The sequence below is a fragment of the Pedobacter polysacchareus genome (assembly GCF_019802255.1).
In the GTDB taxonomy this organism is placed as follows: domain Bacteria; phylum Bacteroidota; class Bacteroidia; order Sphingobacteriales; family Sphingobacteriaceae; genus Pedobacter; species Pedobacter polysacchareus.
Map to the genome: position 1 here is coordinate 217,218 of NZ_JAHYSS010000002.1, position 26,885 is coordinate 244,102.

Genomic DNA, 26,885 nt, shown 5'->3' on the forward strand with positions numbered 1-26,885 from the left:
TTTAAGCCCTAACATTTTGATAGGTAATGATTTTTAGACTATTTGCTTCATGAATTTACTGCTAGTTGAAGATGAGCCGAACGTTGTTTCTGTGATTTCAAGGGGGTTAACCGATGAAGGATTTAGCGTGAGTGTAGCTCCGGATGGTTTAATAGGGGCAGAAATGGCTGCTAAAAGTCAGTTTGACCTGATTATATTAGACATTATGCTCCCAGGGATCAATGGCCTGGAACTCTGTAAAATCATTAAGAAAAACACACCAACCGTTCCCATCATTATGCTAACCGCCTTAGGCACTACAGAAAATGTGGTGAATGGCCTGGACAATGGTGCTGATGATTACCTGACTAAACCCTTCCAGTTTGCAGAACTTTTTGCCCGTATCCGCATGTTGCTTAGGCGCTACGGTGGCGCAGTGGTAAACGACCAAATAATTACCATTGCAGATTTGCAATTAAACTTATCAGCTAAGACCGTAAAAAGAGCCAATGTTGAACTGACCTTAACCGCAACAGAATATCGCTTATTAGCATTTATGGCTAAGAACAAATCAAAAATCCTATCCAGAATTGACATATTAGAGAACGTCTGGGATATTGATTTTAACCTGGGAACTAACGTTGTGGATGTGTATGTAAATTACCTGCGTAAGAAAGTGGATAAGCCAGGCACTCAGAAACTCATACACACTGCAATTGGATTAGGCTACGTTTTAAAAGATGCTTAATGAATATTGCCAAGAAAATAACACTGCTCTTCGCCATTTTATCTGCTGTAATCATTTCCATGTTAAGCGGCTTTGTCTGGTATTTTGCGAATGATTTTGCCTTTGAAGATTTCTATAAAAGATTAGAAGCCAGGGTGAATATCGCTGCGGAAATCAGAACTTCTGAAGATCATAACGACAACGTATATGCCAAAGTGCGCAATCAATATCTGGAACGTCTACCCGACGAAAAGGAATACGTGATTGAAAAAAATAAGATCGGCAATCCAAAAATAGGAATCGATTTGCCAAAGAGTTTTTATGATCAGATTAAAGAAGGGAAAATAGCGCGATACCGCACAGAAAACCATTTCTACGTAGGGAAATATTTGGCTGAAGATCGGCAAAGCCACATCATCATCGTTTCAGCGAATGATCCTTTTGGATTTAGAGAGTTAAAGGATCTGCAGAAAATCTTGGTTGCTGGTTTTTTTCTATCCATCATTATGTCTTTTATCGTAGGCTGGAAGTTCTCCAACTATATGCTGACCCCTTTAAGGAACATCATTAAAAGTGTCAAAAAGATAAAAGCGGAAAACCTGCATTTAAGGCTGGAGGTACGCGGTAATGATGAGATGGCTCAGCTTTCTCAAACTTTTAACAACATGTTAAATCGACTGGAGACTGCTTTTGAAACACAGAATAACTTTATCAGCAATGCTTCGCACGAGTTAAGGACGCCATTAACCATTATTAGTGCAGAAGTAGAATTGGAGCTGAAAGCTGAAGACGGAAGCCTCAGACAACGTCAGGCGCTCAGCAAAATAAAGGATGAATCAGATCGTTTAGAACACATATTGACCAGCTTGTTAGGTTTAGCTCAATCCGGCTTCAATGGTAAGACCCAACCCTGGGAGCAAGTCAGAATGGACGAATTGATCTGGGATGTCCAGCGTACCGTAAATCAAGTACACCCGGAAAGTAAAATTGAGATCGACTTTAGTCAGCTGCCAGAGGATGAAGATCAAATCACCGTAAAAGCCAATCTTAACCTGCTGAAACTCGCCATTACGAATATTGTCAGCAATGCCTGTAAATATTCTAACAATAAAACCGTATTGGTTACTTTAGAAAGCAAGCTAAATGTATTATCCGTTGCGGTAAAAGACCAGGGGATAGGCATTCCTCCAGGTGATGTACAGCATATTTTTGAACCCTTTTACAGAGCCTCAAATACAACAGATTTTAAAGGATATGGCATTGGCTTACCCTTGTCGTTAAACATCATTCGCTTACATCGGGGGAGCATTGGCATCAGTTCTAAGGAACAGGTGGGGACAGAAATTAAGGTGATCCTACCTATAAACTGAGCCCAGAAAGCTCTTTTCTGAAATTCTAATGTTATTTTAATGTGTTTCTTAATTCGCTATAATCACATTGCGCTAGACTTGGATTAATTAATTGATCCAAAATTAAACAAGAAGCGTTATGAAAACTGTCTTAGTACCAACCGACTTTAATGTAGAAAGCTTAAAAATTATCGACTCCCTGGTTTTAACCAATAAACCTGAAAATGTTGGCATCATCTTCATGCATGCGTTTAAACTTTCCGATTCTATCGCGGATATGCTCATGTTAAGCAGGAGGAGCAGAGATTACGAAAAGGTGAGCGATGAGTTTTATGCAAAGATGGATGCCTATAAAGAGAAATATTCAAATGAAATTAAGTTTATGGGGATAGATTATTTTTATGGGAGTACTGTTGCCGCCTTTAAAAATTTCATAGAAGGAGTTCATGCAGATTGTATCGCCTACCCAAAAGCATATCATTTTAATCCTATCCACAAATCTAGCATTGATCCTAGATTATTGACAAAACGCTGCGGTTGTGAAGTCACAGAACTGGATATCCATGAATTCTCAGGAGAAGAGAAATTGTTTGACACTAAAATGCCAGCAGAAACTGTGAAGGTACTTAGTGCTTAATTTTTAACCATAATAAGCTCATTAATTATGCTGTTACGAAATAATATACCCCTTACTTATATCTTTGGAAAGATCAAAACAGAGCTGTTTTTTGTAATCGCTTATTCATTAGGTATTGTGATCCTTTATCAGAACTTTCATGTCACCCGGATTTCTATACCCATTGCAGTTCCTGCACTTTTAGGGACCATCATATCCTTATTACTTGCTTTTCGCTCCAATCAGGCTTATGATCGGTGGTGGGAAGCCAGGATCATCTGGGGAGCAATTGTTAACGATTCAAGAAGCATATCCAGGCAAATCCTTTCATTCGTAGAAAGTCCATACGACCTGGAAGAGGTGGAACAGTTCAAAGTGAGGTTTATCAAAAGACAAATTGCCTGGTGTAATGCACTTAGTCAAAGCTTGAGAGGCTTTAGTCCACACAAAGGTCTGGAAAGATACCTCGACAAGAAAGAGCTTGCTTTTGTTAAAAACCAACGTAATGTGACCGTTGCTTTATTAGAATTACATGCGATGGATTTAAAAAAGGCCCTGAACGAAGGCTGGATAAATAAATACCAGCAAATAGAAATCAACAGAACAATTTCGGCTTTGTGTAACCATATGGGTGGATCTGAGCGCATCAAAAACACCGTATTTCCGGTTACTTACAGCAAGTACATCAGCATGTCTATACACTTGTTTATTGTGCTTTTGCCTTTCGGATTGATCGAATATTTCGGTTACATGGAAATACCGCTGGTAATTGCTATCGCGGCATTCTTCTTACTGGTAGAGAAAATGGCCGTACACTTACAGGATCCATTTGAAAATAAACCGACAGATACTCCTACCACAACGATCTGTAGAAACATCGAAAAAGACCTTTATCAAATGATTGATGAAAGCAATTTATATGAAGATTTGCCTCAACTGGAAAAAGCGGGGATTGGCTCTTATTATATCCTTTAACGAACTTTTAACCAGTATTAAGCCTCTTTCTAATCCAATGGAAAGAGGCTTTTTGTGCTATAGGCTCTTTTTCTAGTACTTTTCTATCTATGTTTTTGCTCAAAATGACCTCATTATTTAACCGGCAGAAAGTCTAAACTTTTAGAGAATATCTTAAAACGCCAGTAACCTTTCACCCTCAGCAAACCTTTATTGGTGATAAAAGCATAAGAGCTCCACTCTTTTCCGGTTAATGCATCGTAGATCACCCCATCCTCCCAGCTATTGCTTTCTTTATTAAACGCAAGAAGTTTCAGTATTTCCAGGCCAAGAATCTTCCGTTTCCTCAAAGCAGGATCAGGATTTTGATCGTCTCTTCTCATTTCAGCAGGCCTTTTAAGGTCGTCGGTATCATCAAACCAAACTATTTTTGCTTTGTATTTATGGTCTTGTTTATAGACTTCTACGATCAGGTTTTTCTTTTCAGTGATCCATTTGCCCACAATACGATCAGCGTCCCTATGCTGATCCTGGGGAAAAGCAGGGGCCATAAAGAAAAAAGTCAGTACTAAGGATGTTAATAAAAATAATCTGCCCATACAAAATTACCTCCATCGGTCATGTTGGAAATAATTTTCACACTAGAAGGTACGGACAAAAATTTAAAGGAATGGCAAAAATTAACGAAAAAAGATCAAAATTTAGGAATTCTACAATTAGCAAGCATCATCGGATCTCTGCATTAGGATGCTAAAGTACCATTGTCATTTCTGGACAATACCGCTGGACTGGCATTCGCATATTTCTTTAAAAACTTTAGGAAATGACTCAGGTCGTTAAAGCCAAAATCATTACTGATTTCTTTTTTAATTTTACTGCCGGAATTTAGCTGCGTTTCAATCAGTTTGTATTTGTAATCGTCAATATACTGTTTAATAGAAACCTTCAGCTGTCGCTTAAACAGGCTACTCAAATAGTTTGGCGAGAAATTGAAATGTAAGGCCAAAACGCTCAACTTCAACGATTCCGGTTGATGTATGTGCGCATGGATAAATTCAATAACAGAAATTACCAGGTCACCATTAGAAGAGGGCTGAGCAATAATGTTTCCAATGACATTTCTTTTGAGAATACTGAATACTCCTCTTATCAAATGAAACATCAGCTCATTGCCGATTCCAGGATTGGCTTCCCATTCCTGTACAATTAACCGCATCAACTGTTCAATTTTTTCCATATCCTGTTCAGATTTTACTAAACAAGTATCATAAGTAGCGGCAATGGCCAATAAATGATCTACCAGTTTTTTCCATGCTGAAGAAGACTTTTCATTGGAGACCCCTTCCAGATATAGATGATTGAACTTCAGTACACTGAATTCTGTAAGTGCTTCAATCTCGAAAATATGAGCATCCTGCGGGGCAAGTAAAAATAAACTTCTCCCGGAATACCGCTGATCAACCTGGTTGTGGGAATGTATGCCCTTTCCGGAATGGATAAACACCAATTCATAATGGTCGTGGTTGTGCAAAGGAAAAGGCCATTTTTCCGTTTCAAAATGCCTCACAAATAAGGCTTCATGCTGAATAAATCTTTTCACAGTTGCTTTTTACAAGTATAAGATGAATATCTACCATTTATAGGGTCGCCCGGGTAATAGCTTTGCAGCATTCATCAAATGATCAATTATGTTACCCAATCAAAGTACAAAGATACGCAGCGGAGTGATTCCTTTAATGGCAGTTTCCGCAGGAATTATAGTAGCAAACGTATATTATAATCAACCTATTCTTAGAGAAATCGGATTAACAATGCAGGCTTCAGAAAGCGAAATCGGCAAAATATCTATGATTTCACAGCTGGGGTATGGACTGGGGATGTTTTTTCTGCTGCCACTGGGCGATAAAGTAAACCGGAAGAACCTGATCATTTTACTATCCTCATTGTTGTGCCTCAGCTTAATATTAGTGAGTTTTTCACATACACTTTTACAAATTTCCGTACTGAGTTTCTTTGTTGGTTTGTGCTCTACCCCCGCACAGATTATTCTGCCAATGGCTGCTACTTTAGGAAAGGAAAATCGTGGGGCAACTGTAGGGAAAGTCTTTAGCGGAATCCTGGTTGGAATTTTAGGGGCAAGGGTCATCGCTGGCCTGCTGACGGAATTTTTTGGCTGGCGTTCTGTTTTTGCGCTTTCTGCATTTATGGTGCTTAGCGTCAGTGTTTTATTGAAAATATACCTTCCTGAAGCACCGGCCAAATTCAAAGGGAATTACATCAACTTACTCAAATCAACTTTATCCTTAATTAAAGAATATAAGGTGCTCCGACAAGCTGCCATCCTGGGTGCCTTTACTTTTGGGGTGTTCTGTTCCTTCTGGACAACGCTTACTTTTCATTTGAGTGCAGCTCCCTTAAATTTTCATGCGGGTACCATCGGCTTATTTGGCCTGATTGCGATTGGAGGGGCTTTAGTGGCTCCGTATTTTGGGAAACTGGCAGATAAAGGGAGTGTTTACAAGTCTTTACTCCTCACCGTTTCCATGATCATTGGCAGCATCATTCTGATCAAATTATTCCCTTTTTCAGTGGCCGTACTGGTGATCAGTGTATTCTTTCTGGACATTGGGGTACAAGCCACACAAATCACCAATTTCACCAGAATTTACAGTCTGGATGAACAAGCACACAGCCGGTTAAATACCATCTACATGACCACTTATTTTATCGGCGCTGCGGTAGGAACCTATGCCGGTTTACTGGCCTGGAAATTTGGAGGCTGGGAGGGAGCTACCTGGCAGATGCTCGCATGGAGTACTATAGCCCTGATGATAGTCTTGCTATCCACTAAAGCAAAGGCATTTATTCGGGTAAAATCAACGGCGGTATGAGGTTTTTATAAACTGATTTTTAAACACCGAACACCATAGTGTTATATTTACACGATGTTTCAGCCTGAAATTAACATAAATAGGAAATTCATGGCTAAGAATTTGTCAAAAATTAACTATACTAAATTAATAATTATATATTTGCAACCTCAAAAGGACTTTACTTGTTTTGAACGTTAAAACAGGTAATTCGAGCTAAAATTGGCGTCTTTCTTATGGAAAGCATCAGTTTTACACTTGAATCCTCTAGAAATGGTCTCCAAAATGATAGGCTGGTTTTGAAGACTGAAAGTATCAGATGATTTGAAATCTTTTTGTTTGCCAGGTGGATTTGCAGGGTAGGAATTTAGGGCTGGGATCATTTGAATAATTACACTAAATAGGAAACTAAAGTCGCAGGCGAAGGCCACAGACTTTCTAAATTTAAAGACAAACCAAATGCTTAATTTTGTTCTCTTTGGCCCACCGGGTGCAGGCAAAGGCACTCAATCTCAGAAATTGATCGATCAGTATCAATTGATCCACATTTCCACAGGTGACCTTTTTAGGGCTCACATTAAAAATCAATCACCATTAGGGCAGAAAGTAAGTGAGTTGATCGCAGACGGACAATTGGTTCCTGATGAGATCACGATCGCTATGCTGGAAGAAGAAGTGGATAAAAACCCGGAAGCTAAAGGCTTTATTTTTGACGGATTTCCACGAACAGTTCCTCAGGCAATTGCACTTGATGAATTTTTAGAGAGCAAAGGCAGCAGTATTGCAGGTGTAATTGCTTTAGATGTTGATCAGGAAGAATTAACCAAACGTATCGCACAACGTCAGTTGGAAAGCGGTCGTGTGGATGATCAGGCAGATAAACTGCAAAAAAGAATCGACGAGTATTTTAGCAAAACTATCCATGTTTTGCCCTACTACGAAGCACAGGGTAAACTAAGTAAAGTAAACGGTATCGGTAATATCGATGCAATCTTTACCGAGTTACGTGCGGTTGTTGATCAGTATTAGTATAAAAGATGTGCCGGAAACTCTGGCATATTTATCATAAATTTGGTACTGATTTAAAATCAGTACCGCAAAAGCCCGACTTTTAAGTCGGCTTTTTTATTTTTAAAAAAGAAGGTTATGTCGCAAGGTTCAAATTTTGTAGATTATGTTAAAATATGCTGTCGCTCAGGTAAGGGAGGGGCAGGTTCTGCACACTTGCATCGTGATATACGCACTTCTACAGGTGGTCCTGATGGTGGTGATGGCGGGCGCGGTGGACACATCATATTGAGAGGAAACTCGCAATTCTGGACTTTACTCCATTTAAAATATCGTAAGCACATCATTGCTCAGGATGGTCAGCCAGGATCAAGCGGTACCTCTTCTGGTAAATTTGGTAAAGATGAGATCTTAGATGTACCTCTTGGAACGATTGCTAAAGATGCGGAAACAGGGGAAGTACTTTTCGAAATCACTAAAGATGGAGAGACTAAAATCCTGACACCTGGTGGTCGTGGTGGATTGGGAAACTGGCATTTCAAAACGCCAACCCAGCAAACTCCACGTTTTGCTCAGCCAGGTGAATCTGGTAAAGAACAATGGATGGTGCTGGAATTAAAAGTTCTTGCTGATGTTGGTCTGGTAGGTTTCCCTAATGCTGGAAAATCGACATTGCTTTCTGTATTGTCAGCAGCGAAACCAGAAATCGCAGATTATCCATTTACTACTTTAGTACCAAACCTGGGTATTGTAGCCTATCGTGGCGGTAAGTCATTTGTAATGGCAGACATCCCTGGAATTATTGAAGGCGCTTCAAAAGGTAAAGGTTTGGGATTCCGCTTCCTTCGCCATATCGAAAGAAACTCTGTATTGCTTTTCATGGTACCTGCAGATACGCACCGTACCATTGCAGAAGAATATGAGATTCTGAAAACGGAATTGAGAGATTACAACCCGGAATTGATGCAAAAACCTCATTTATTGGCCATCACGAAATCTGATATGCTGGATGAAGAGCTGACGGCAGAAATGAAAAAAGACATTCCTAGCCATGTTCCATCCATATTTATCTCATCTGTAGCTCAAAAAGGCCTAACAGAATTGAAAGATATGCTATGGGAATCCATTAATGAAGAAGCATAAGTAAATTTCCTGCTAAAGCATATAAGAAAGACCTTTCCACTGCCTAAATAGCAGTAGAAAGGTCTTTTAGTTTCTTCTCCATACAGATGCTACCCGCCACATTTTCATATTGGGCATAATTTGGAATCTGTTGATAACCTCTTTTCTGATATAAAATGACCGCTTCCTTCTGCTTGTCGCTGGTTTCCAGAATACACCTTTCATAGCCCATCTCCTTTGCCCATTTTTCCAGGTGAAGGAGGATATTTGTGGCAATGCCGATATTCCGAAATTCCGGATGTACAAACATACGTTTCACTTCCATGGTGCCTGAATCATATGCTTTGATAGATCCACAGCCAATGGCAACGCCTTCCATATAAGCGATGACTACATGTTTAATTTGATCAGTTTTATTGAACTGACTAAAAAAGGATTGCGCTTCTCCATTGTTTTCACTCAGATTTTCATCTAAAAGCGCAATGAGTTTCCTGAAATCTAAATGATCAGGATTCGTTCTGCTAAGGTGTATGTAGGTATTCATGGTACGATCAATTTCCCCTATAAATTATATGTACAGCCAGTGTTTAATGCCTTAATTTAACCCGGCTGATGCTTTAATTAAGGTATGGGTTTTTTGGAATATTCTGTAATTTATAGCCCTCTTTTTTAAGTTGCAGCAGTTCCTCAGCTGTAGGTATTTCTTTAAAAATAATGGCCGATAAAACTTGTCCTGGAATAATTTTTAATTTCGATAATAGGTCCAGAATCGACTTCTTAAGGTAGATAGATCTGAATTTTTTGCTGCGGTTATCGGCAGTAATTCCTTCTGCACCACTAAAATAAAAGTTTGGGTTGATGCGCTTAAAAGCCACCATTGGGAGATTCAGACCAGCGGCAAATTTTTCAAACTCACGTTCTGATACTTTATAGACAAAATTGCCGACTGGTTCATAAGAAAACCGGTTTTTCCAAACCCTGGAACCGAGATTGCCTTTAATGGAGTTTAAGGTGTTCACCATAAACAGCAGCAATGGCATTTTTGAAATCGGATCCTGTGGTTCGATGATCACAATGCCTTTTTTACAAACCCGGATCATTTCATACAAAGCCGAATAAGGTCTCGGAAAGTGATGGTAAGACTCTTTGCAAAGCACAAAATCATAAGTATTGTCGTCAAAAGATAGTTTCTCCGCGTTTTCTGAACGGAAATCATTTACTATTCCTTCCTGATGGGCAATGCTCAGGAAATCTGTGTTCAGGTCCGTTGCAGTAGCCTGATTGCCATTGTTAAGGATGTATCGGGCATCAAAACCATAAGCATCGCCAACAGTGAGCCATTTCTGTTCTTTATTTTTCAGCAGCGGGTTCAGGCAATCAAAAAATAAACGCTGTAACCAGGAACCTATGCTAGTGGTATCTTCGTATCTGCTCTTTTTAAAGTATGCGGATTTAGCTTCCGGAGTTGGAAACTTTTCATTGTACCATTTTTCATGGAGTTCATAACTTTCTTTGTGGAACATTTTCGGTGAATTGCTTAGGTTGTATTAAATCTAATTATTTTTTTCCTGAAGAAATTAAACGTAAATGTTAAATTATGTTAATATTCTCCTTATTCTCAAGTAATTAGGGATTGTAAGGGTTCAGTATTCAGGAAAAGGCTTGATCTTTGATCCCCAGAAGACTTACTAAGCTTCCATAGAAAAGAATACCTTAGAAGAAATATAATTGAGGTGCCCTGGAAAGGACACCATTACCTTTAATCATAACAATAAACGCATGAAAAAATGCTTGATCATCCTTTTTGTCTGCTTTAGCAGTTTCGGTTTTGCACAGGATAAATATTGGCAGCAAGAAGTCAGTTATCAGATAGACGTCTCCTTAAATGACCAGGCAAAAACCCTTAAGGGCTCAGAACAGATTGTTTACAAAAACAATTCTCCTAGTACACTTGATTTTATTTGGTTCCACATTTGGCCGAATGCCTATAAACAGGAATCTACTGCGCTGTTCCAGCAATTGAAAAATGATACCAGCAGAACCAAGAAAATGGAAAAATACACCTTCGGCAGTATTGATGGTTTAAACTTTAAAGTGAATGGACAGATTGCTGTTACAGAAGCACATCCAAATCCTCAATATATCGATGTGATTAAAGTAAAGTTACCGAACCCATTAAAACCTGGCGAATCGGTCGATATCAGTACGGATTTCAATGTAAAACTGCCTTCATATTTCTCGAGATCAGGTTTTGCTGATGGTGAGTTTATGATTTGTCAGTGGTATCCAAAGCCTGCTGTATTTGATAAAAGTGGCTGGCATGAGTTCCCATACCTTGATATGGGAGAGTTTTATAGCGATTATGCTGCTTTTAAGGTCAATATTACCTTGCCTTCAGACTATGTAGTAGGTGCTACTGGAGTACTGCAGACCGCTGATGAACTGGCCCTATATAAAAAACTGGGTGCTGCAAATACCGCTAATAGAAGCGGAAAGCCTGAACTTTATAAGCCGATTCGCAAGTCTCCAACAAAGACACTGACCTATGAGATGAATCATGTGCCTGATTTTGCCTGGTTTGCCGCAAAGAATTTTGTGATCCAGTATGATACGGCGCAGCTGGCTTCTGGAAAAGTGGTGGATGCCTTTACCTATTCCCACAATAAAAAACCAACTTTATGGACCAACAGTATCGATTATACCAAGGATGCCGTAAAACATTACAGTAAATGGATTGGCGAATATGAATATCCGGTGGTTCAAGTGGTAGAAGGGCCGGTTAACAATTCAAGCGGTGGGATGGAGTATCCAACCATTACGTTAATCACTAGTCCGGATGCTAAAAAAGAAACTTTAGATGCGGTCATTACGCATGAGGTAGGACACAATTGGTTCATGAGTATGCTGGGCAGTAATGAGCGTCAGCATGCCTGGCTGGATGAAGGATTGAATACTTATTTTCAATTCAGATATGAAGCGGAAAAATACCGCTCCAATAGTCTCTTTGGAGATGCCATCCCTGAGCAAGTAAAGAAAATGCCAGAGAAAGAGTTTCTAACCAGTATCTATAATGCGTTAGCCTCAATTCCAATGAAAGCAGCCATTGAAACCCCTTCAGATAAATTTAGCAGTTCTGATGAATATAGTATGTCTTCCTATGTGAAAACAGCTTTATGGCTGTTCATTTTGGAGAATGAAGTGGGAAGAGAAAAGATGGACAAAGCTTTTCAATATTATTTCAGCTTATGGAAGAATAAGCACCCTCAGCCTGAAGATTTGAAAGCGGCATTTGAAACCTCTTTAGGAGTGAATTTAGATGCTTATTTCAAGCTGATTAACAAAGAAGGAGGTTTTAAATAACATTTATCCACATGGTTGTTCACAGTGTTATCCACCGGTTATCCACTCTTTATCCACAGGGTTGTCCACTCTTTATCCACAGGGTTGTCCACATTTTAAAAGGTGAATATGGCTTATGGGAAAGCACCATCAATATCAGTAAATTTGATGGCTAAATTTTCCTATGAACCAGTATAGATATGAAGAGATTTCGGCAGAGATCGCAATTAATATTACCGAAGGAAGGTTAAAACCAGGACATAAACTTCCTTCGGTTAGAAGCTTAAAACAGCAATACAAAGCAAGTTTAAGTACCATTAACAAAGCCTATGAGCTTTTAGTTATTTTGGGACTGGTAGAATGTGTCCCCAAATCGGGTTATTATGTGGCATTGCCCAAAGCAAGTACTAGTGGGGGACTTGTGACACCACCAAGTCACGCCAGGCTCAGAGATGAGTTGTTTAGAAACAATTTGCTAGCCATCACGGCTAGTGTAAATCCGTCGCATCGTCATAGTCTAAGTGAGTTTAATGTAGCTACCCCGGATGATCTGTTTATCCCTCAGAAAATGATCCTGAGAAATATGCAGCAGGTGATCAGGGAAAAAGGGACAAAATTACTTAGGTATTATCCTTCCAATGGTTCAGAGCCATTGAAAGAGCAGATTACAAGGCATTCGGCCTTAAATCACGGAACTTTTGATAGCGAAGGGTTAATCATTACTGACGGCGCATTGCAAGCCTTTTATATTGCCCTGGCTGCGGTAACCACAGCGGGTGATGCGGTGGCGATTGAAAGTCCATGCGTATTTTCAATGTTACAGGTATTGACTACCTTGAAGCTTAAAATTGTGGAAATTCCAGTGTTGGGCGCTGATGGTTTTGACCTGGACTTTCTGGAACAAACGCTAAAGGCCATTCCTATAAAAGCGATTGCACTTACCCCTAACTTTCATAATCCTACAGGCTTCCTGATGTCTGATGAAAACAAATTAAGGTTACTGGAAATGGCCAGGACCCGAGACATTCCCATTATTGAGAATGACGTATACGGTGATCTTAATTTTGGTGACCATCGTCCGGGAAATATTAGTTCCATGGACGATACTGGATTAGTCATGACCTTTTCTTCTTTTTCAAAAACCCTGGCTTCAGGGATTCGTTTAGGCTGGCTGTTTACCGGAAAATTTTTTAAAGAGGCGGAGCAAATCAAGTTTTCATTGGGCAGTACCGTAGCACCAGTGTACCAGGAAACCATGCTGAAAATTTTATCGACCAATAGCTATGAACGTCATATCCGTTCCTTCCGGATGAAATTGGCTAGCCAGTGTTATCAGACAATGGAGCTTATTTCTACGCATTTTCCAGAGAAGACGTTAATTTCTACCCCTAAAGGAGGTTATAGCATCTGGCTTAAAATGGAAAAAGAGATTGATATGGTTAGATTTCATGGCCATTGCGAAGAAATCGGCGTACGTTTCACACCAGGTTATACTTTTTCTTACAGCAATGCTTTTGAACAATACTTTAGAATCGTTTTTGCAGTAAAGTACACGCCTTTCCGGGAGAACGTTCTGAAACAGGCAGGGCTATTTGCAGGGAGTATCCTTCAGGAATAGCATCTGTACCCCATAGATTAAAGTATACTGAACCCCTTTTATCTTTCCGCAATTCCTAATTTGCCCCAGAAATAGATCGTCGAGGATGCCACTCAGTTATCAAGAGGAACAGCCATCAGGGATTGATCTTTAATGACTATGAACATGGAAAATAAGATAAAAACAAAGTTTACTATTGCCTCCGAAGAAGGAATTGCCATACTGCAGGAACTGGGGGAGAAGCGCGCACAAGAGAAATATACCGGATTACTGAGTCCCAGTCAAATTGAAAACTACTTGTTCGATAAATTCAATACGGATACCATTATAAGTAATTTAAATACATTCTCTAATCAATTGATCGTGGTGTATGTGGAGGATCAGCCTGCGGGATACGCGTACTTCAGTGGAAATGGAGAGGTTCCGGAAGCGTTGAAAGATAAACGTGTGGTACACCTCGAAGATCTGGAAGTGTTGGATGCTTATAGAGGAAGCGGCGCAAAAGAGTTCCTGATGGAGAAATTCCTGAATGTCTGTAAATCTTATGGAGTGTTAAAGAGCAGAGAAAGAATCGATGTACAGGATCACATTACTTTCTATGAGCAATATGGATTTCAACAAAAGGGAACAGAAGAGATCAGTATAGCCGGGCTAACTTTTCCATCGGTGATACTGATCAGGGAAAACCCTTAAATACGTTGCTATTTTCTATTGATAAAAGATTCTTTTTTCATGGTGTTCCTGCAAATCCATAAGCTGATCAGCATAAATATTGCAGCAGCAAGGAAGGGAGCACCGGAAAATTTAAATGGTGCTTTTGGATTGGTAAACCAGGCGAATAAATTGGTCATGAGTAGGGGACCTACAATAGAAGTGGCACTCATCAGACTGGTTAAAGCACCTTGTAGTTCTCCTTGTTCGTTCTGTGGAACGTTTTGAGAGATTGTGGCTTGTAAGGCAGGGCCGGCAATTCCACCCAGACAGTAGGGCACGAGAAAGGCAAACATCATCCAGCTTTGGTTCGCAAAGGCAAATAACAGCATACCCAGGACAGAAAACGCAAGGCCGATATATATGCTCTTTTCATTACCTAACCGCGGACTTGTGTACCTGATTAAGCCACCCTGAACCAGCGCAACTAATATTCCCGCAGTGGCCAGTGAGATGCCGATGAGGAAAGTATTCCATTGGAAACGTTCGATATTGATGAATGTCCAGGTACTTTGCAGCGCCTGACCAGCAATATAAATAAAAATTAAAGCCACGATTAAACCACCCACACCTTTGTACTTTTTGAGGCAAAGTAAGGAACCTACCGGATTGGCTCTGGACCATTCAAAAGAACGTCGGTGAGCCTTATCCAATGACTCAGGCAATACAAAATAGCCGTAAATCACATTGACAAACGTAAGGACAGCTGCCGCAATGAAAGGGACTCTTGGGCCAAGCTCACCAAGCAGGCCACCTAGCGCAGGACCAACTACAAAGCCTAAACCGAATGCGGCGCCAATTAAGCCGAAGTTTTGCGCCCTGTTTTCCGGCGTACTGATGTCGGCAATATAGGCTGTAGCAGTGGTCATACTGGCACCAAACATGCCCGCAATGATGCGGCCAAGGAATAACCACCAGATACTTGGGGCTAAAGCCAGGAAAATATAATCGATGCCAAAGCCAAATAAAGAGAAAAGTAATACTGGTCTTCTGCCATATTTATCACTCAGGTTACCGATAATCGGGGCACAGATGAATTGCATAATGGCATAAGCAAACATGAGTAAGCCGCTCCATTGTGAAGCTTCACTGATATTGCCATGGATCAACTGTTCTATCAATTGAGGGAATACCGGAATGATCAGCCCAATGCCAATCACGTCCAATAACATGGTGATGAAAATGAAGCTTAACGCCGCTTTTCTGGATGATGCCATAAAATTTTTAGGATATGAAGGCGCAAGTTATTGCTTCTAATTTAAAAATCGGGTTTCCTGATCTGATATATTATGGATTATGCGCTATTTTTCTAAAATTTAAATTCAAAACCGACCTCAGGCTTAAACTCTGCAAAATCAAAGCACCATTTTAAATCTGCTGTCGAGGATGTTTTCTATCAAGTAGGGCGTGCATCCGAAACATTTAAACGGGGTTCTTAGGAGGCTGTCCAGTTTTTCTTTTAATACTTGATATTCTTTTGAAAATACCGAAAGCTTGACGATTCCGGTTATCGAAAAAGCAAAAAAATAGTGAGTATAAGACCAAGATAAAAAGACGAGATAGTGGTCGGGTAGTGTTCGGGAAGAGATCGGCCTTATAATAGGGTTCGGATAGGGTTGCTTTAGTCTCTGCTATCCCAACCCCTTCCAACAGCTACAAGAAAGTAGGTCTCTTCCCGACTACATCCAGGCTTGTTTTTGAAGAGCTCTGTTGCTTTTAATTGCAGAAAGCTAATGTAGTACTCATCAATCTGTCATTTTAATTATATACGCAGGAGCGGGTCTTATAATTGTCTTCCTGATGTATTTAAATGTATTGACTAGATCAGCTGTTTTACCAGTAATGATCCAGCGGTTATGTTGAGGCTACTCCAATCTTTATCAAGGTTAGTTTTTCTTTAAGATGCCTCTGGTCATACTTTCCTCAAATAAATTCTGAGTATGGTCCCATAATACCTCTGAACCATCCTTCATTTTGCGTGTTTTTTTGAGTACCATATCATATTTTACCTCAAATTCGCTCCAGGTTCCTCCTTCATTGGAGACGTTTTGAAGAACTGGTTCCAGTCTGTCAATGGTCTTGGCAAACTTAGATTCTGCAGTGATTCCAGCTTCAAATTCTTCCCATAGTGAAATAAATTCTTCTGCTTGCTGTTCAGGTAAAAGGCCGAAAATCCGTGCTGCAGCCTTCTGTTCTTCGAGAGTATTGTCGTGATTCGCGTTGGTATCATATAAAAAAATATCTCCTGAATCGATCTCTACAATGTCGTGAATGAGCAGCATCTTGACCACTTTCATTACGTCTACTTTTTCATTCGCGTGCTCGGCAAGTACCATGGCCATCATGGCGAGGTGCCAACTGTGCTCAGCATCGTTTTCATGTCGCATACTGTTGAATAGACGCGTTTTTCGCTGTATATATTTGAGTTTGTCAATTTCGTGAATGAAGGCCATCTGTTTGGACAGGTTCGTTAAATCCATAAGGGTTTTCAAGATTTTTAAAGATCCAAAAGTAGGCTTTTATTCATCTTTTTCTATCATATTCTGGTCAGGTATATCCCCATTACTGAGTAGCTAATTTGGCGGTGGACTTGTTTTTTAGCCTCTTTTTTCGTACCTTTGTCGTGTTTTTAATTTAAAGCTCAGCGGATTCGTCGGAATTTGCTAGTCAATTTCTTTTAAAGAAACAGGTGTAAATCTGTTCAAATGTCTAAGGGGATTGCCCCCCGATTTTCATTTAATGTTTTATTTAAAGCATTTGATTACAAACAGTAATGGAACTGATTTGTACTAATAAAATATTATGGTAAAATTCACACAGCTCATAGGCTGTTTAACACTATTTTTTGTTGTCCCACTGACGACGCTGGCCCAAGATCCAACCCCCATATTAACCGCTGCAGCCCAAATTCCATTAGGAGCAGATCAGCTGGACAGGAGGGATCAGCCAGATTCGACAAGAAAAGCAAGCAGGGAAGGCCAGGCAAATAAGGCATCTCCAAAAAATAAAGAAGATACGCTCAAGCAGAACGTATCGGCAAAACAGAGTGATACAGCAGGCCGGGGAAAACAGGCAAATTCAATACAGCGGGCAAAAAAGCCTACACTCAAAATAGGGGGTGCATTAAGGTTCAACTACAACCTTTCCTCCTGGAAAAAAGAACAAGTAAAAAGAGGCGGAGATTTCGGACTGGATATGTTCAGAATCAATGTAGATGCCTCCCACAAAAAACTAGATTTCCACGCAGAATATCGGTTTTATGCTAAAGCCTCCGGCGGATCTTTTTTAAAAGATGGGTATTTAACCTATCACTTCAATGACAGCACCAATCTTGCAATTGGACTAGTTCAGAATCCCTTCGGGAACACAACGTATAACTCTCATAACTGGTTTTTTAACCTTCCCTATTACCTGGGCTTTGAAGATAAAGCTTCCATGGGAATCAGGTTCCATCAACGCAGCAATCGCTGGATGTATGATTTGGCCTTCTTTAAAAGTGCAATGGAACTGGATTTTGGCGATAAAACCAGCATCGATCCTTCGCGATATTCTTATGATGTTGCGGGCAGAAATAAAGAAGTAAACCAGGGGAACGTAAAAACAGAATATTTACTCTCAGAAAATAAACGAATCGGTATTTCTGGAATGCTGGGCGGTGTTTACAACATCCCTACCGGAAATATGGGCTCCAGATGGGCAGCAGCCATCCATACCGACCTTACTTTTGGGAAGTTCAATGTTAAACTGCAGTCGATGTATTATCAATACCATCTCGCAGATTCAGCACAATATAACCAAACCGTAAATCTGGGTGCTTATGGTTCCACTTATGATGCGGCCACAAAAGCATATTTACACACTGCATCTGTCGCCTTTACCCAACCCGTAAAGATTGGTCCGGTCAGTTCAATCACCTTTTATGAAAACTATTCTTATATGGATAAGACACAAAAGGGAAGTACCGATACACAAATGAATGTATTGGGAATGATGCTGAACGCAGGTAACCTGGTTACTTATGTGGATTGGGCATCAGGAAAAAATCAACCCTGGTTAGGTCCTGAATGGCAAAATGGTCTCGCCTCAGGAAATCCAGATGCCAAATGGCACAGCCGCTTTAACATTAACATCGGCTATTATTTTTAACATCACATCTACGAAAAATGTCTAAACTTAAAATAGAAGACCTTACCCTAATTTTTGGGAAGGAAAAGGAAGCTGCGCTTTCTTTATTGAAGCAAGGGAAATCCAAAGCGGAGATCCTCAAAGAAACAGGTTGCACAGTAGCGGTGAAAAATGCCAGCTTCGCAATTGAAGAAGGTGAATTTTTTGTCATTATGGGATTATCAGGAAGTGGTAAATCCAGTTTATTGCGTTGCCTGAACAGGTTAATAGAACCTACCGCAGGAAACGTGATTTTAAATCAAAGAAATATTACCTCTTTGGGTGACCTGGAATTACAAGCGGTTCGTCGTAAAGAAATGGCGATGGTATTTCAAAATTTCGGACTGCTGCCACACCGTACAGTATTGGAAAATGTAGCATTCGGATTGGAATTGCAAGATATTCCAAAAGCAGAAAGAGAAGAAAAAGCGAAAGCTGTGATTGATCTGGTGAGCCTTCGTGGTTATGAAAATCAACATACAGGCGAACTTTCAGGAGGGATGCAGCAGCGTGTTGGTCTAGCCAGAGCTTTAGCCAATGATCCGGAGATTTTATTGATGGATGAAGCCTTTTCTGCACTGGATCCGCTGATCCGTACGCAAATGCAGGACGAGCTGATCGATCTGCAGGAGAAAATGCACAGAACCATTGTTTTTATTACACATGATCTGGATGAAGCCATTCGCTTAGGGGATCGCATTGCGATCATGAAAGATGGAGAAATTATACAAATAGGTACTCCAGAAGATATTTTAACCAATCCGGCAACAGATTACGTGGCTTCTTTCGTTGAGAAAGTAGACCGTAAATCAATCATCACTGCCGCCAGTCTGCTTTTTGAAAAACCAACCGTAGCTATTTTCAAAAAGGATGGGGTAGAAGGTAGTTTGCGAAAAATGCGTATTTCCGGATTGACCTCTTTACCAGCAGTATCCGTGGATAAACATTTCCTGGGTTTTGTATACCTGAAGGATCTGCTAGAGCTGAAAGCACAAAAAGAGCATACCATTGAAAAAGCAATCATCAAGGATATTCCTGTGGCTTATCCGGAGACAACCGTAGAGCAGATGCTGCCATATATTGCTGAAAACGGCAGAGCGGTGCCTGTAGTAGACGAAAAAACAAATAAACTGATTGGAATCGTATCCCAAACTTCCCTGTTAATTGAAACAACGGGTACAAGCTGGGAAAGCGCCACTGGAAACACAATTGATCACCTTCAAAAAGAAATTATTTAATGATACATATAGGGACATACATAGAACAATTTATAAACTGGCTGACACTCAACTTTGGGACGTTTTTTAACCTGATCAAAATAGTGGTAGAATCTGTCGTTAATTCGGTAGAATGGGTACTGATGTTTCCTCCGTTTTACATCGTGATCGCTTTAATTGCATTTCTAGCCTGGAAACGTACAGGTTGGGGCGTAACGGTCTTTACTATTCTGGGACTCGGCTTGATTTGGGGAATGGGCTATTGGGACCAGACGATGGCCACACTGGCACTGATTCTATCTGCGGCTTTTATCGCCTTGCTGATGGGTGTTCCACTGGGTATCTGGGCCGCTAAAAATCCGATGGCCGGAAAAATCATCCGTCCGGTCCTGGATTTAATGCAAACCATGCCTGCGTTCGTTTACCTGATTCCTGCGGTGCTGTTCTTTGGCTTAGGTAAGGTGCCTGGTGCTTTTGCAACGGTGATCTTTGCGATGCCACCCGCAGTTAGATTAACCACGTTAGGGATTAGTCAGGTGCCTGCTTCTATCGTAGAGGCTACGCGTTCATTTGGTGCAACGCCTCGTCAGCTGCTTTTTAAAGTAGAATTGCCGCTGGCATTACCAACCATCCTGGCTGGCGTAAATCAAACCATTATGATGGCACTTTCTATGGTTGTGATCTCTGCAATGATTGCAGCTGGTGGATTAGGTGAGGTGGTATTGAAAGGAATTACGCAGCTGAAAATCGGTTTAGGTTTTGAAGGTGGGATCGCTGTAGTGATTCTGGCTGTGATCCTGGACAGGATTACACAGTCGTTTGGCGTAAAGAAACCAGTTAAGGTTTAAGCTTAGGAAATAACGGTTAAACACAAAGGATGCTATAGACCGGGCTTCCTGAATGAATATTGAAAATTAGTACAACATCATAAAATAAGATAACATGAAAAAAATATTTGGTAGTATATTGATCGCATTGGTAATTGGTGCCATCGCTTCCTGCGGAAAAACCAATGATGATAAAAAAGTAACGATTGCCTATGTAAACTGGGCAGAAGGGGTGGCAATGACACAATTGTCGAAAGTTTTATTGGAAAAGGAAGGTTATACCGTAGCGCTGAAAAACGCGGATGTAGCACCTGTTTTTGCAGCCGTAGCCGGCGGTGATGCCGATGTTTTCCTGGATACCTGGATGCCGGTAACGCATAAAGAATACCTGGATAAATTTGGTGCAAACCTGGAAGTTTTAGGAACGAATTTTAAAAATGCAAGGATTGGTTTTGTGGTTCCAGAATATGTAAAGATCAGCAGTATTGAAGATCTAAACGTAAATGCGAAGCTTTTTAACGGTAAAATCGTTGGGATTGATGCCGGCGCTGGAATTATGAATAAGACAGAACAAGCCATTAAAGATTACGAGCTGAAATTAGAATTACAGTCCTCAAGTGAGGCAGCTATGCTAGCCGTATTGAAGAAAAGTATTGATGCGAAAGCGCCACTCGTGATCACAGGATGGGCACCACATTACATCTTCAGTACTTATAAATTAAAGTTCTTAAATGATCCGAAAGCTGTTTTTGGTGCGGTAGAATCGATTCAAACGGTAGCCAATAAACATTTTGTAGCAGCTAAGCCGAAGGTGGCAGAATTTTTTAGAAACTTCCAGCTGGATGAAGCAGAACTAAGTTCTTTAATGGCCGCTTTGGAAAGTAATACGAATGAAAAAGTAGCGGTTGTGGAGTGGTTGGCTAAACACCAGGAACTGGAAATGCAATTGCGTTCTTTTATAAAATCAGACGCGGAGTAATGTAAGCGTTATCCTCATAAAACACATTTAGCAGCAGCGGCCGTATCATTTGATGATGCGGCCGCTGCTGGTTTATAGCATCTCTACATTTTTATATATGCTGTTGAGTTATACTTAAGCTGATCAGCTTAATCGTAAACGATCGTTCCTGTTAAATGTAAGATCGGGGTCAAATAAATAAAATGCTCGGTCTTTGTCTTCTTTCGTTTATAATCCAAATTAAACATGGCAGCTATTCTATTTAGAATTTCACCATTCCCAACCTTCAGCATAGCTGTTGCTGTGGTTGGCTTATTGACCCAGGCAATCTGTATGGCTACCGGGATCACCAGGATCGCTTCCTTTTTTTCCTTTAGTACAGAAGAGAAGTTAATGTATTTTAAGAAATCAAAATCTTTATATAAAACCTTCGCGATGCTGTCATTCACATTTATGCTTTTAACTAAAGTGCTATCCTTTTGTTTGACTACATTCAGTTCAATGGCAAAGGTATATAATGCGACAGAATCTTTAAGCTTCCCCTCATAATCTACATCAGTAGCCGAAAAATATCTGCTGATGAGATCGTTGACCGAGTCCTTTTGGTTTTTAAATTCAACTGGATTCATGTCAAAATATTTCTTTATAGTTTTTTCTCTGGACTGCGCATTAGTGATCAAGGTATTTGTGCAAAACAGCACAATGATGAAGATTGATTTTTTCATGTATTCAGTTTTATTGATTAGGACAATTAGGTATGCCCTTAGATGATGGATCGCCTGTACTATTATATGGAAGATATGCATTTGTAATTTCGCTTTTACTTAAAGTTTCTCCCGGATTAGTTTCAAATCTTTCATCGTCAGCGGCATTTTGAAAAACATCCCCCATTCCAGACCATGCTAAGCTCCAGGCATCGTTACTCGGCATGTTGTATTTGCTGGTCAGGTACCCTGCTATGTCTTTTGCGAAGTTACTAAACATAAAGTTGTGTTGTTGTTCTTTAGGCTGATCTCTATAAGTGCTATTTGTCTCTAATAGATAAGCATGAACCATTTCGTGAATTAAGCTGGAAACTACAAATTCTTTTGAACTGTCTTTAAAATAATCCGAATTTAGAGTGATATCAGCCTCAAACTGATTCTTTTCAGGGTATATCGTGGCTTTGGTTTGAGCGGGTTTCCCTACATTCATGTCTTTTATATTTATGATTATACCATTATTTTTACCTGAATATCTATTTAAAAGGTCTGCCATGAATCCTTTTACATCCTTATTGTCATTAAGTGCTTCAGTAATGGTTGTATTTAAGCATGGGTCCTTAATTTCATTTTTGATTTCTTCTAAATCGTCTATCAAAATTACAGGTGGAAGACATGGGGCAGGACCACTTGAACCAGAGGTAGGGGAACTTCCATTTGAATTTGAATTGGGGTTACATGGTTCTGGCGTATAGTTTCCAGATGAGCCTGGTCCCGTTCCTGAAGATCCTGGGTGTCCAATTGTTGAACCTGGGTTTGTACCTATTGGATCATTTAGCTCCGGAAAAAGGTCGCTACAGTCAATTTGCTTTCGCTGAAGTAAGACTCCAGGGTGTCCATTTTGATCAACTGTTGGGATTTCTCTAACATTTATCCAACAATTACCATCATTATCCTTGTACATCCTACCAATATTATCATCTCCTAAAGCCATTAGGTTTGGAACTTTTTTATCAAGAACAGTTTGTTTCTTTTGAGTCCAGTTCGTAGAGCTTGTCTGATTTCTTGATAAATCTCCATTAGAGAAATCTGATGTATAAACTTCCCCATTTTTATGATATGAGTAGGTCTTTTTTAAATTTCCATCCCAATCAGCTATTTTAATTCTTCCTATATATTTCTCTCTCTTTCCTCGTAGCCACTCTACATCAGGATATAAGGTGACCCAGTCTGCAGTTAGCTCATTGTTGTCTTTTTTTGTAATTAAAAGGTAGTTCAATTCATCAAAATTAACAGTTTCATTTTCCCCTACTCTTAGAAAAGATTTTAATCTAAACTTTATAGGTATAGCAACTGCAGTACCATTATTCACCCCCTTGTAAGTGGCTTTATTCCATAAGGGCTCTTTGTACAGAAGGTCATTTACATTATTATTTAATATTAGATCCCCAGCTGTAAGTCCTTTATATGATCTTAGTGTTTCAGCCGTTAGCCTACTATTTGGGACTACGTGATCTTGAAAATAGCTTTTAGCTTCATTTATGCTTATTCTATTTGTTGTGTTTGGGGAAATTATTTCTTTTTTACATCCAAAAAGCAATAAATTAAGGAAAAGTAATAGAGTTGTCCATCCTTTTGTTTTGTTTTTTTTCATGAAGGTGTTTTTTTTGGTTCTAATCGTAAATTATTGTTATTATTATTAATTAAAGATTTTTTTTGAAATTTTTGTTTATCTGAAGGACTACGTTGTTAATTTTACTTCAACTCATTTAAACTTACAGCCAGTCTTTTCGCCAGATAAACATGACATAATTTTTAAGATTCTGTATTAAAAATATCACTGTTCTACGTAGAATATAGGTACTTTTGCCCCATGATTTCAAGGGTTTGGAGCTGCTGTAGCTGAGCCATGAATTTATGCCCGCAATGAAGGAAGATCGCCAATAACAATTAGCGGGATGGACCAGTATTGCAACCAACAAAATAACCAACAAGAACATCGATAACTAACATTTTCAAATGAAAATAGCAATTAATGGTTTTGGTAGAATCGGCCGTATTTTTTTACGCAGTGCCATCGAAAAAAACATCAATGTTGTGGCCATCAATGACCTCGGAGATCCGGCAACACTCGCGCATTTATTCAAATACGATACGGTTCACCGTGGATTTAAGGGTACAGTCAGCTTTGAAGCTGATGCTTTAATTGTGAATGGAAAGAAAATCCAGGTTTATGCAAAGTCTAATCCGGCAGAATTGCCTTGGGCGGAACTTGGAATCGACCTGGTTTTAGAATCTACTGGTAAATTTACCAGCAGAGCAGGAGCGGATCTGCACTTGCAGGCTGGTGCGAAACAGGTGTTGATTTCAGCACCGGCTGCGGATAAAGATATTCCTATGGTGGTATTGGGCGTGAACGAAACGCATATCGATTTGAAGTCGCCCATTCTGTCTAATGCTTCTTGTACCACAAATAATGTGGCGCCCATGGTGAAAATCCTGGACGACAACTGGGGAGTTTTGGAAGGATATATTACTACGATCCACTCCATGACTGGTGATCAGAACCTGCATGATGGGCCTCATAAAGATTTAAGAAGAGCAAGAGCGGCTTCGGCTTCCATTATTCCAACGAGTACAGGAGCGGCAAAAGCGATCACGAATATTTTTCCTCATCTGGAAGGGAAATTGGGCGGTGCAGGAATCAGGGTTCCGGTGTTGAACGGTTCCTTAACTGATTTTACTTGTCTGCTGAAAACACCAACCACGATTGAAGAAATCAATGCCGCATTCAAAAAAGCATCAGAAAATGAATTAAAAGGGCTGGTGGAATATACCGAAGACCCTATAGTTTCCGTTGATATTCTAGACAATTCACATTCCTGCATCTTTGATGCACAGTTGACCTCCATTGTTGGCGATATGGTGAAAGTGGTGGGTTGGTATGATAACGAATCTGGATATTCTAATCGTTTGGTAGATCTGGTACTAAAAATTGCAGCAATACATGATTAAGAGAATTACAGCAGCAGAGACGCTACCTTTGAGAAGCTTAGTACTAAGGAATGGAATGCCTTATGAGCAGTGTATTTTCCCTCAGGATCATCAGGAAGGTGTTTTTCACCTGGGCTGTTTTGAAGGAGAAAAACTAGTTACCGTAGCTACATTTTTCCCAGAGGATCGTTCCGAACAAGGTTCAGGAGGATTTCGTTTACGCGGCATGGCTTCTGATCCGGCCTTTGCTGGAAAAGGATATGGCGCAAAGCTGATAAAATTTGCAATTGATGAGCTGACATCAGCTAATGCTGCTTATATTTGGTGCAACGCGCGTAGTTCTGCGACTGCTTTTTATGAGAAGCTGGGGTTTGTATTCATTTCTGAAGAGTTTGAAGTACCAGGTGTAGGACCTCATTTTGACATGCTCAGAAAGCTGTAAAGCTCATTTGAACCAAATAGCGTAGCGTAAATAATTTAAAGCTTTTTTTTTAAGCTGATCATTCAAAACCAATAATATCTAAACAATAACAATAATGAGAACAATAGACCAGTGTAATTTTAAAGATAAGAAAGCTTTAGTCAGGGTAGATTTTAATGTGCCTTTGGATGCTGAATTTAACATTACTGATGACAAAAGAATGCGTGCTGCATTGCCAACCATTACCAAGATTTTGAATGATGGTGGTTCAGTAATCCTGATGTCTCATTTAGGTCGTCCAAAAAACGGACCAGATGACAAATTTTCTTTGAAACACATCTTAGGTGACCTTTCCAGAATGTTAGACCTGGAAGTGAAGTTTGCAAATGATTGTATTGGAGAAGAGGCTGCAGACAAAGCTAAAAACCTGGAGCCAGGGCAAGTTTTGCTATTGGAAAACCTTCGTTTTTACAAAGAAGAAGAAAAAGGAGATCGTGATTTCGCAGAGAAATTATCGAAACTTGGAGATGTATATGTGAATGATGCTTTTGGTACTGCACACCGTGCACATGCCTCTACAGCAATCATCGCTGAATTCTTTCCGAATGATAAATACTTCGGTTATTTGATGGCTGAAGAGCTTAAAAATGCGGAGAAAGTAAACGATGGCGCGGTGAAACCTTTTACTGCGATCATGGGTGGCGCGAAAGTGTCGGATAAGATTTTATTGATCGAAAGCCTGCTGGATAAAGTAGATAACCTGATCATCGGTGGTGGTATGGCTTATACTTTTGCGAAAGCTCAGGGCGGCGAAATCGGTACTTCTCTTTTAGAGGAAGATAGGATGGCGCTTTGCCTGGAATTGCTGGATAAAGCGAAAGCTAAAGGGGTGAATTTATACCTTCCTTTAGACACGGTGATCGCGGATAAATTCTCTAATGAAGCAGAGAAGAAAAACGTGGATACAGGTTGCATTCCGGCAGACTGGATGGGCTTAGATATCGGTCCAAAAACGATTGCTTTATTTTCTGAAGTGATCAAAGGTTCGAAAACTTTGCTTTGGAATGGCCCGATGGGTGTTTTCGAAATGGCAAACTTCGAGCAAGGAACACGTGCGATCGCTGACGCGGTTGTAGCTGCTACTCAGGATAATGGCGCGTTTTCATTGATTGGTGGCGGAGATTCTGCTGCGGCCATCGCAAAATTCAATTTAGAGGATAAAGTCAGCTATGTTTCTACCGGTGGTGGTGCATTATTGGAGTACATGGAAGGTAAAGAATTGCCAGGTGTAAAAGCCATCAATGACTAGTCTTTTCGTATGAAAAAATAGA

General features: G+C 40.0%; 25 protein-coding genes. 17 read left to right on the forward strand and 8 right to left on the reverse strand.

What is annotated here, in order from left to right; genetic code table 11:
* The first annotated feature begins 49 nt into the window (after positions 1–49).
* The 4 genes from K7X70_RS04785 (at position 50) to K7X70_RS04800 (ending at position 3,646) form a co-directional block, all read left to right on the forward strand.
* Positions 50–727 carry a response regulator transcription factor gene (locus K7X70_RS04785; protein ID WP_222535990.1) on the forward strand — a complete coding sequence of 226 codons (678 nt, stop codon included), beginning with the start codon at positions 50–52 and terminating at the stop codon, positions 725–727.
* On the forward strand, positions 727–2,076 hold the full coding sequence (locus tag K7X70_RS04790; RefSeq protein ID WP_222535991.1) for a sensor histidine kinase: 1,350 nt from the start codon (positions 727–729) through the stop codon (positions 2,074–2,076). Before K7X70_RS04785 ends, K7X70_RS04790 begins: the two co-directional genes overlap by 1 nt.
* Before the next feature lie 118 nt (positions 2,077–2,194).
* Positions 2,195–2,692 carry a hypothetical protein gene (locus tag K7X70_RS04795; RefSeq protein ID WP_222535992.1) on the forward strand — a complete coding sequence of 166 codons (498 nt, stop codon included), beginning with the start codon at positions 2,195–2,197 and terminating at the stop codon, positions 2,690–2,692.
* Positions 2,693–2,719: 27 nt separating this feature from the next.
* Entirely contained in the window at positions 2,720–3,646 is a 927-nt protein-coding gene (locus tag K7X70_RS04800; RefSeq protein ID WP_062547070.1) for a bestrophin family protein, read from the forward strand.
* 113 nt (positions 3,647–3,759) lie between these two features.
* Here the strand turns inward: K7X70_RS04800 and K7X70_RS04805 are convergent, their stop codons facing one another.
* Together K7X70_RS04805 and K7X70_RS24520 are read right to left on the reverse strand one after the other, a co-directional pair.
* On the reverse strand, positions 3,760–4,224 hold the full coding sequence (locus K7X70_RS04805) for a DUF2147 domain-containing protein (RefSeq protein ID WP_222535993.1): 465 nt from the start codon (positions 4,222–4,224) through the stop codon (positions 3,760–3,762).
* A 143-nt stretch (positions 4,225–4,367) separates the two neighbouring features.
* A complete protein-coding gene (locus K7X70_RS24520; RefSeq protein WP_222535994.1) occupies positions 4,368–5,225 on the reverse strand; it encodes an AraC family transcriptional regulator in 858 nt (285 codons plus the stop codon).
* Between the two features lie 88 nt (positions 5,226–5,313).
* Here K7X70_RS24520 and K7X70_RS04815 point away from each other — a divergent pair, with 88 nt between their 5' ends.
* From K7X70_RS04815 to obgE, 3 genes are all read left to right on the forward strand, one after another.
* The gene (locus tag K7X70_RS04815) at positions 5,314–6,516 is read left to right on the forward strand and encodes an MFS transporter (protein ID WP_222535995.1); all 1,203 of its coding nucleotides are present in this window, start codon (positions 5,314–5,316) and stop codon (positions 6,514–6,516) included.
* Between the two features lie 438 nt (positions 6,517–6,954).
* The gene (locus tag K7X70_RS04820; RefSeq protein WP_062547076.1) at positions 6,955–7,524 is read left to right on the forward strand and encodes an adenylate kinase; all 570 of its coding nucleotides are present in this window, start codon (positions 6,955–6,957) and stop codon (positions 7,522–7,524) included.
* Between the two features lie 117 nt (positions 7,525–7,641).
* A complete protein-coding gene (gene obgE, locus K7X70_RS04825; RefSeq protein ID WP_222535996.1) occupies positions 7,642–8,646 on the forward strand; it encodes a GTPase ObgE in 1,005 nt (334 codons plus the stop codon).
* Positions 8,647–8,689: 43 nt separating this feature from the next.
* Here the strand turns inward: obgE and K7X70_RS04830 are convergent, their stop codons facing one another.
* A complete protein-coding gene (locus tag K7X70_RS04830) occupies positions 8,690–9,169 on the reverse strand; it encodes a GNAT family N-acetyltransferase (RefSeq protein ID WP_222535997.1) in 480 nt (159 codons plus the stop codon).
* A gap of 73 nt (positions 9,170–9,242) precedes the next feature.
* Positions 9,243–10,148 carry a class I SAM-dependent methyltransferase gene (locus K7X70_RS04835; protein ID WP_222535998.1) on the reverse strand — a complete coding sequence of 302 codons (906 nt, stop codon included), beginning with the start codon at positions 10,146–10,148 and terminating at the stop codon, positions 9,243–9,245.
* Between the two features lie 256 nt (positions 10,149–10,404).
* Here K7X70_RS04835 and K7X70_RS04840 point away from each other — a divergent pair, with 256 nt between their 5' ends.
* The 3 genes from K7X70_RS04840 to K7X70_RS04850 all read left to right on the forward strand — a co-directional run bounded on the left by K7X70_RS04840 (position 10,405) and on the right by K7X70_RS04850 (position 14,254).
* Positions 10,405–11,985 (forward strand): M1 family metallopeptidase, encoded by a 1,581-nt coding sequence (locus K7X70_RS04840; protein WP_222535999.1) that lies wholly within the window; start codon positions 10,405–10,407, stop codon positions 11,983–11,985.
* A gap of 163 nt (positions 11,986–12,148) precedes the next feature.
* Positions 12,149–13,582: an aminotransferase-like domain-containing protein gene (locus K7X70_RS04845; RefSeq protein WP_222536000.1), complete on the forward strand. Its 1,434-nt coding sequence runs from the start codon at positions 12,149–12,151 to the stop codon at positions 13,580–13,582.
* Positions 13,583–13,726: 144 nt separating this feature from the next.
* A complete protein-coding gene (locus K7X70_RS04850; protein ID WP_222536001.1) occupies positions 13,727–14,254 on the forward strand; it encodes a GNAT family N-acetyltransferase in 528 nt (175 codons plus the stop codon).
* 8 nt (positions 14,255–14,262) lie between these two features.
* Here K7X70_RS04850 and K7X70_RS04855 read toward each other — a convergent pair whose 3' ends face one another.
* Complete coding sequence (locus tag K7X70_RS04855) at positions 14,263–15,489, reverse strand: TCR/Tet family MFS transporter (RefSeq protein WP_222536002.1); 1,227 nt, start codon at positions 15,487–15,489, stop codon at positions 14,263–14,265.
* Between the two features lie 669 nt (positions 15,490–16,158).
* Entirely contained in the window at positions 16,159–16,752 is a 594-nt protein-coding gene (locus K7X70_RS04860; protein ID WP_222536003.1) for an HD domain-containing protein, read from the reverse strand.
* A gap of 322 nt (positions 16,753–17,074) precedes the next feature.
* Between K7X70_RS04860 and K7X70_RS04865 the strand changes: the two genes are divergently transcribed.
* The 4 genes from K7X70_RS04865 (at position 17,075) to K7X70_RS04880 (ending at position 21,459) form a co-directional block, all read left to right on the forward strand.
* Positions 17,075–18,418: a putative porin gene (locus K7X70_RS04865; protein WP_222536004.1), complete on the forward strand. Its 1,344-nt coding sequence runs from the start codon at positions 17,075–17,077 to the stop codon at positions 18,416–18,418.
* 17 nt (positions 18,419–18,435) lie between these two features.
* Positions 18,436–19,674: a quaternary amine ABC transporter ATP-binding protein gene (locus K7X70_RS04870; protein WP_222536005.1), complete on the forward strand. Its 1,239-nt coding sequence runs from the start codon at positions 18,436–18,438 to the stop codon at positions 19,672–19,674.
* Positions 19,674–20,501 (forward strand): ABC transporter permease, encoded by an 828-nt coding sequence (locus tag K7X70_RS04875; RefSeq protein ID WP_222536006.1) that lies wholly within the window; start codon positions 19,674–19,676, stop codon positions 20,499–20,501. The genes K7X70_RS04870 and K7X70_RS04875 overlap by 1 nt, the downstream gene beginning before the upstream one ends.
* A 94-nt stretch (positions 20,502–20,595) precedes the next feature.
* The gene (locus tag K7X70_RS04880; RefSeq protein ID WP_222536007.1) at positions 20,596–21,459 is read left to right on the forward strand and encodes a glycine betaine ABC transporter substrate-binding protein; all 864 of its coding nucleotides are present in this window, start codon (positions 20,596–20,598) and stop codon (positions 21,457–21,459) included.
* 128 nt (positions 21,460–21,587) lie between these two features.
* Here the strand turns inward: K7X70_RS04880 and K7X70_RS04885 are convergent, their stop codons facing one another.
* Together K7X70_RS04885 and K7X70_RS04890 are read right to left on the reverse strand one after the other, a co-directional pair.
* The gene (locus K7X70_RS04885) at positions 21,588–22,163 is read right to left on the reverse strand and encodes a hypothetical protein (protein WP_222536008.1); all 576 of its coding nucleotides are present in this window, start codon (positions 22,161–22,163) and stop codon (positions 21,588–21,590) included.
* A 10-nt stretch (positions 22,164–22,173) separates the two neighbouring features.
* On the reverse strand, positions 22,174–23,793 hold the full coding sequence (locus K7X70_RS04890; RefSeq protein WP_222536009.1) for a SprT-like domain-containing protein: 1,620 nt from the start codon (positions 23,791–23,793) through the stop codon (positions 22,174–22,176).
* A 365-nt stretch (positions 23,794–24,158) separates the two neighbouring features.
* On the opposite strand from K7X70_RS04890, the gene gap reads away from it, so the two are divergent.
* The 3 genes from gap (at position 24,159) to K7X70_RS04905 (ending at position 26,863) form a co-directional block, all read left to right on the forward strand.
* Positions 24,159–25,154, forward strand: a complete 996-nt coding sequence (gene gap / locus K7X70_RS04895) for a type I glyceraldehyde-3-phosphate dehydrogenase (protein ID WP_222536010.1) — start codon at positions 24,159–24,161, stop codon at positions 25,152–25,154.
* Entirely contained in the window at positions 25,147–25,575 is a 429-nt protein-coding gene (locus K7X70_RS04900; RefSeq protein ID WP_222536011.1) for a GNAT family N-acetyltransferase, read from the forward strand. Before gap ends, K7X70_RS04900 begins: the two co-directional genes overlap by 8 nt.
* A gap of 94 nt (positions 25,576–25,669) precedes the next feature.
* A complete protein-coding gene (locus K7X70_RS04905; RefSeq protein WP_222536012.1) occupies positions 25,670–26,863 on the forward strand; it encodes a phosphoglycerate kinase in 1,194 nt (397 codons plus the stop codon).
* The last annotated feature ends 22 nt before the right edge of the window (positions 26,864–26,885 follow it).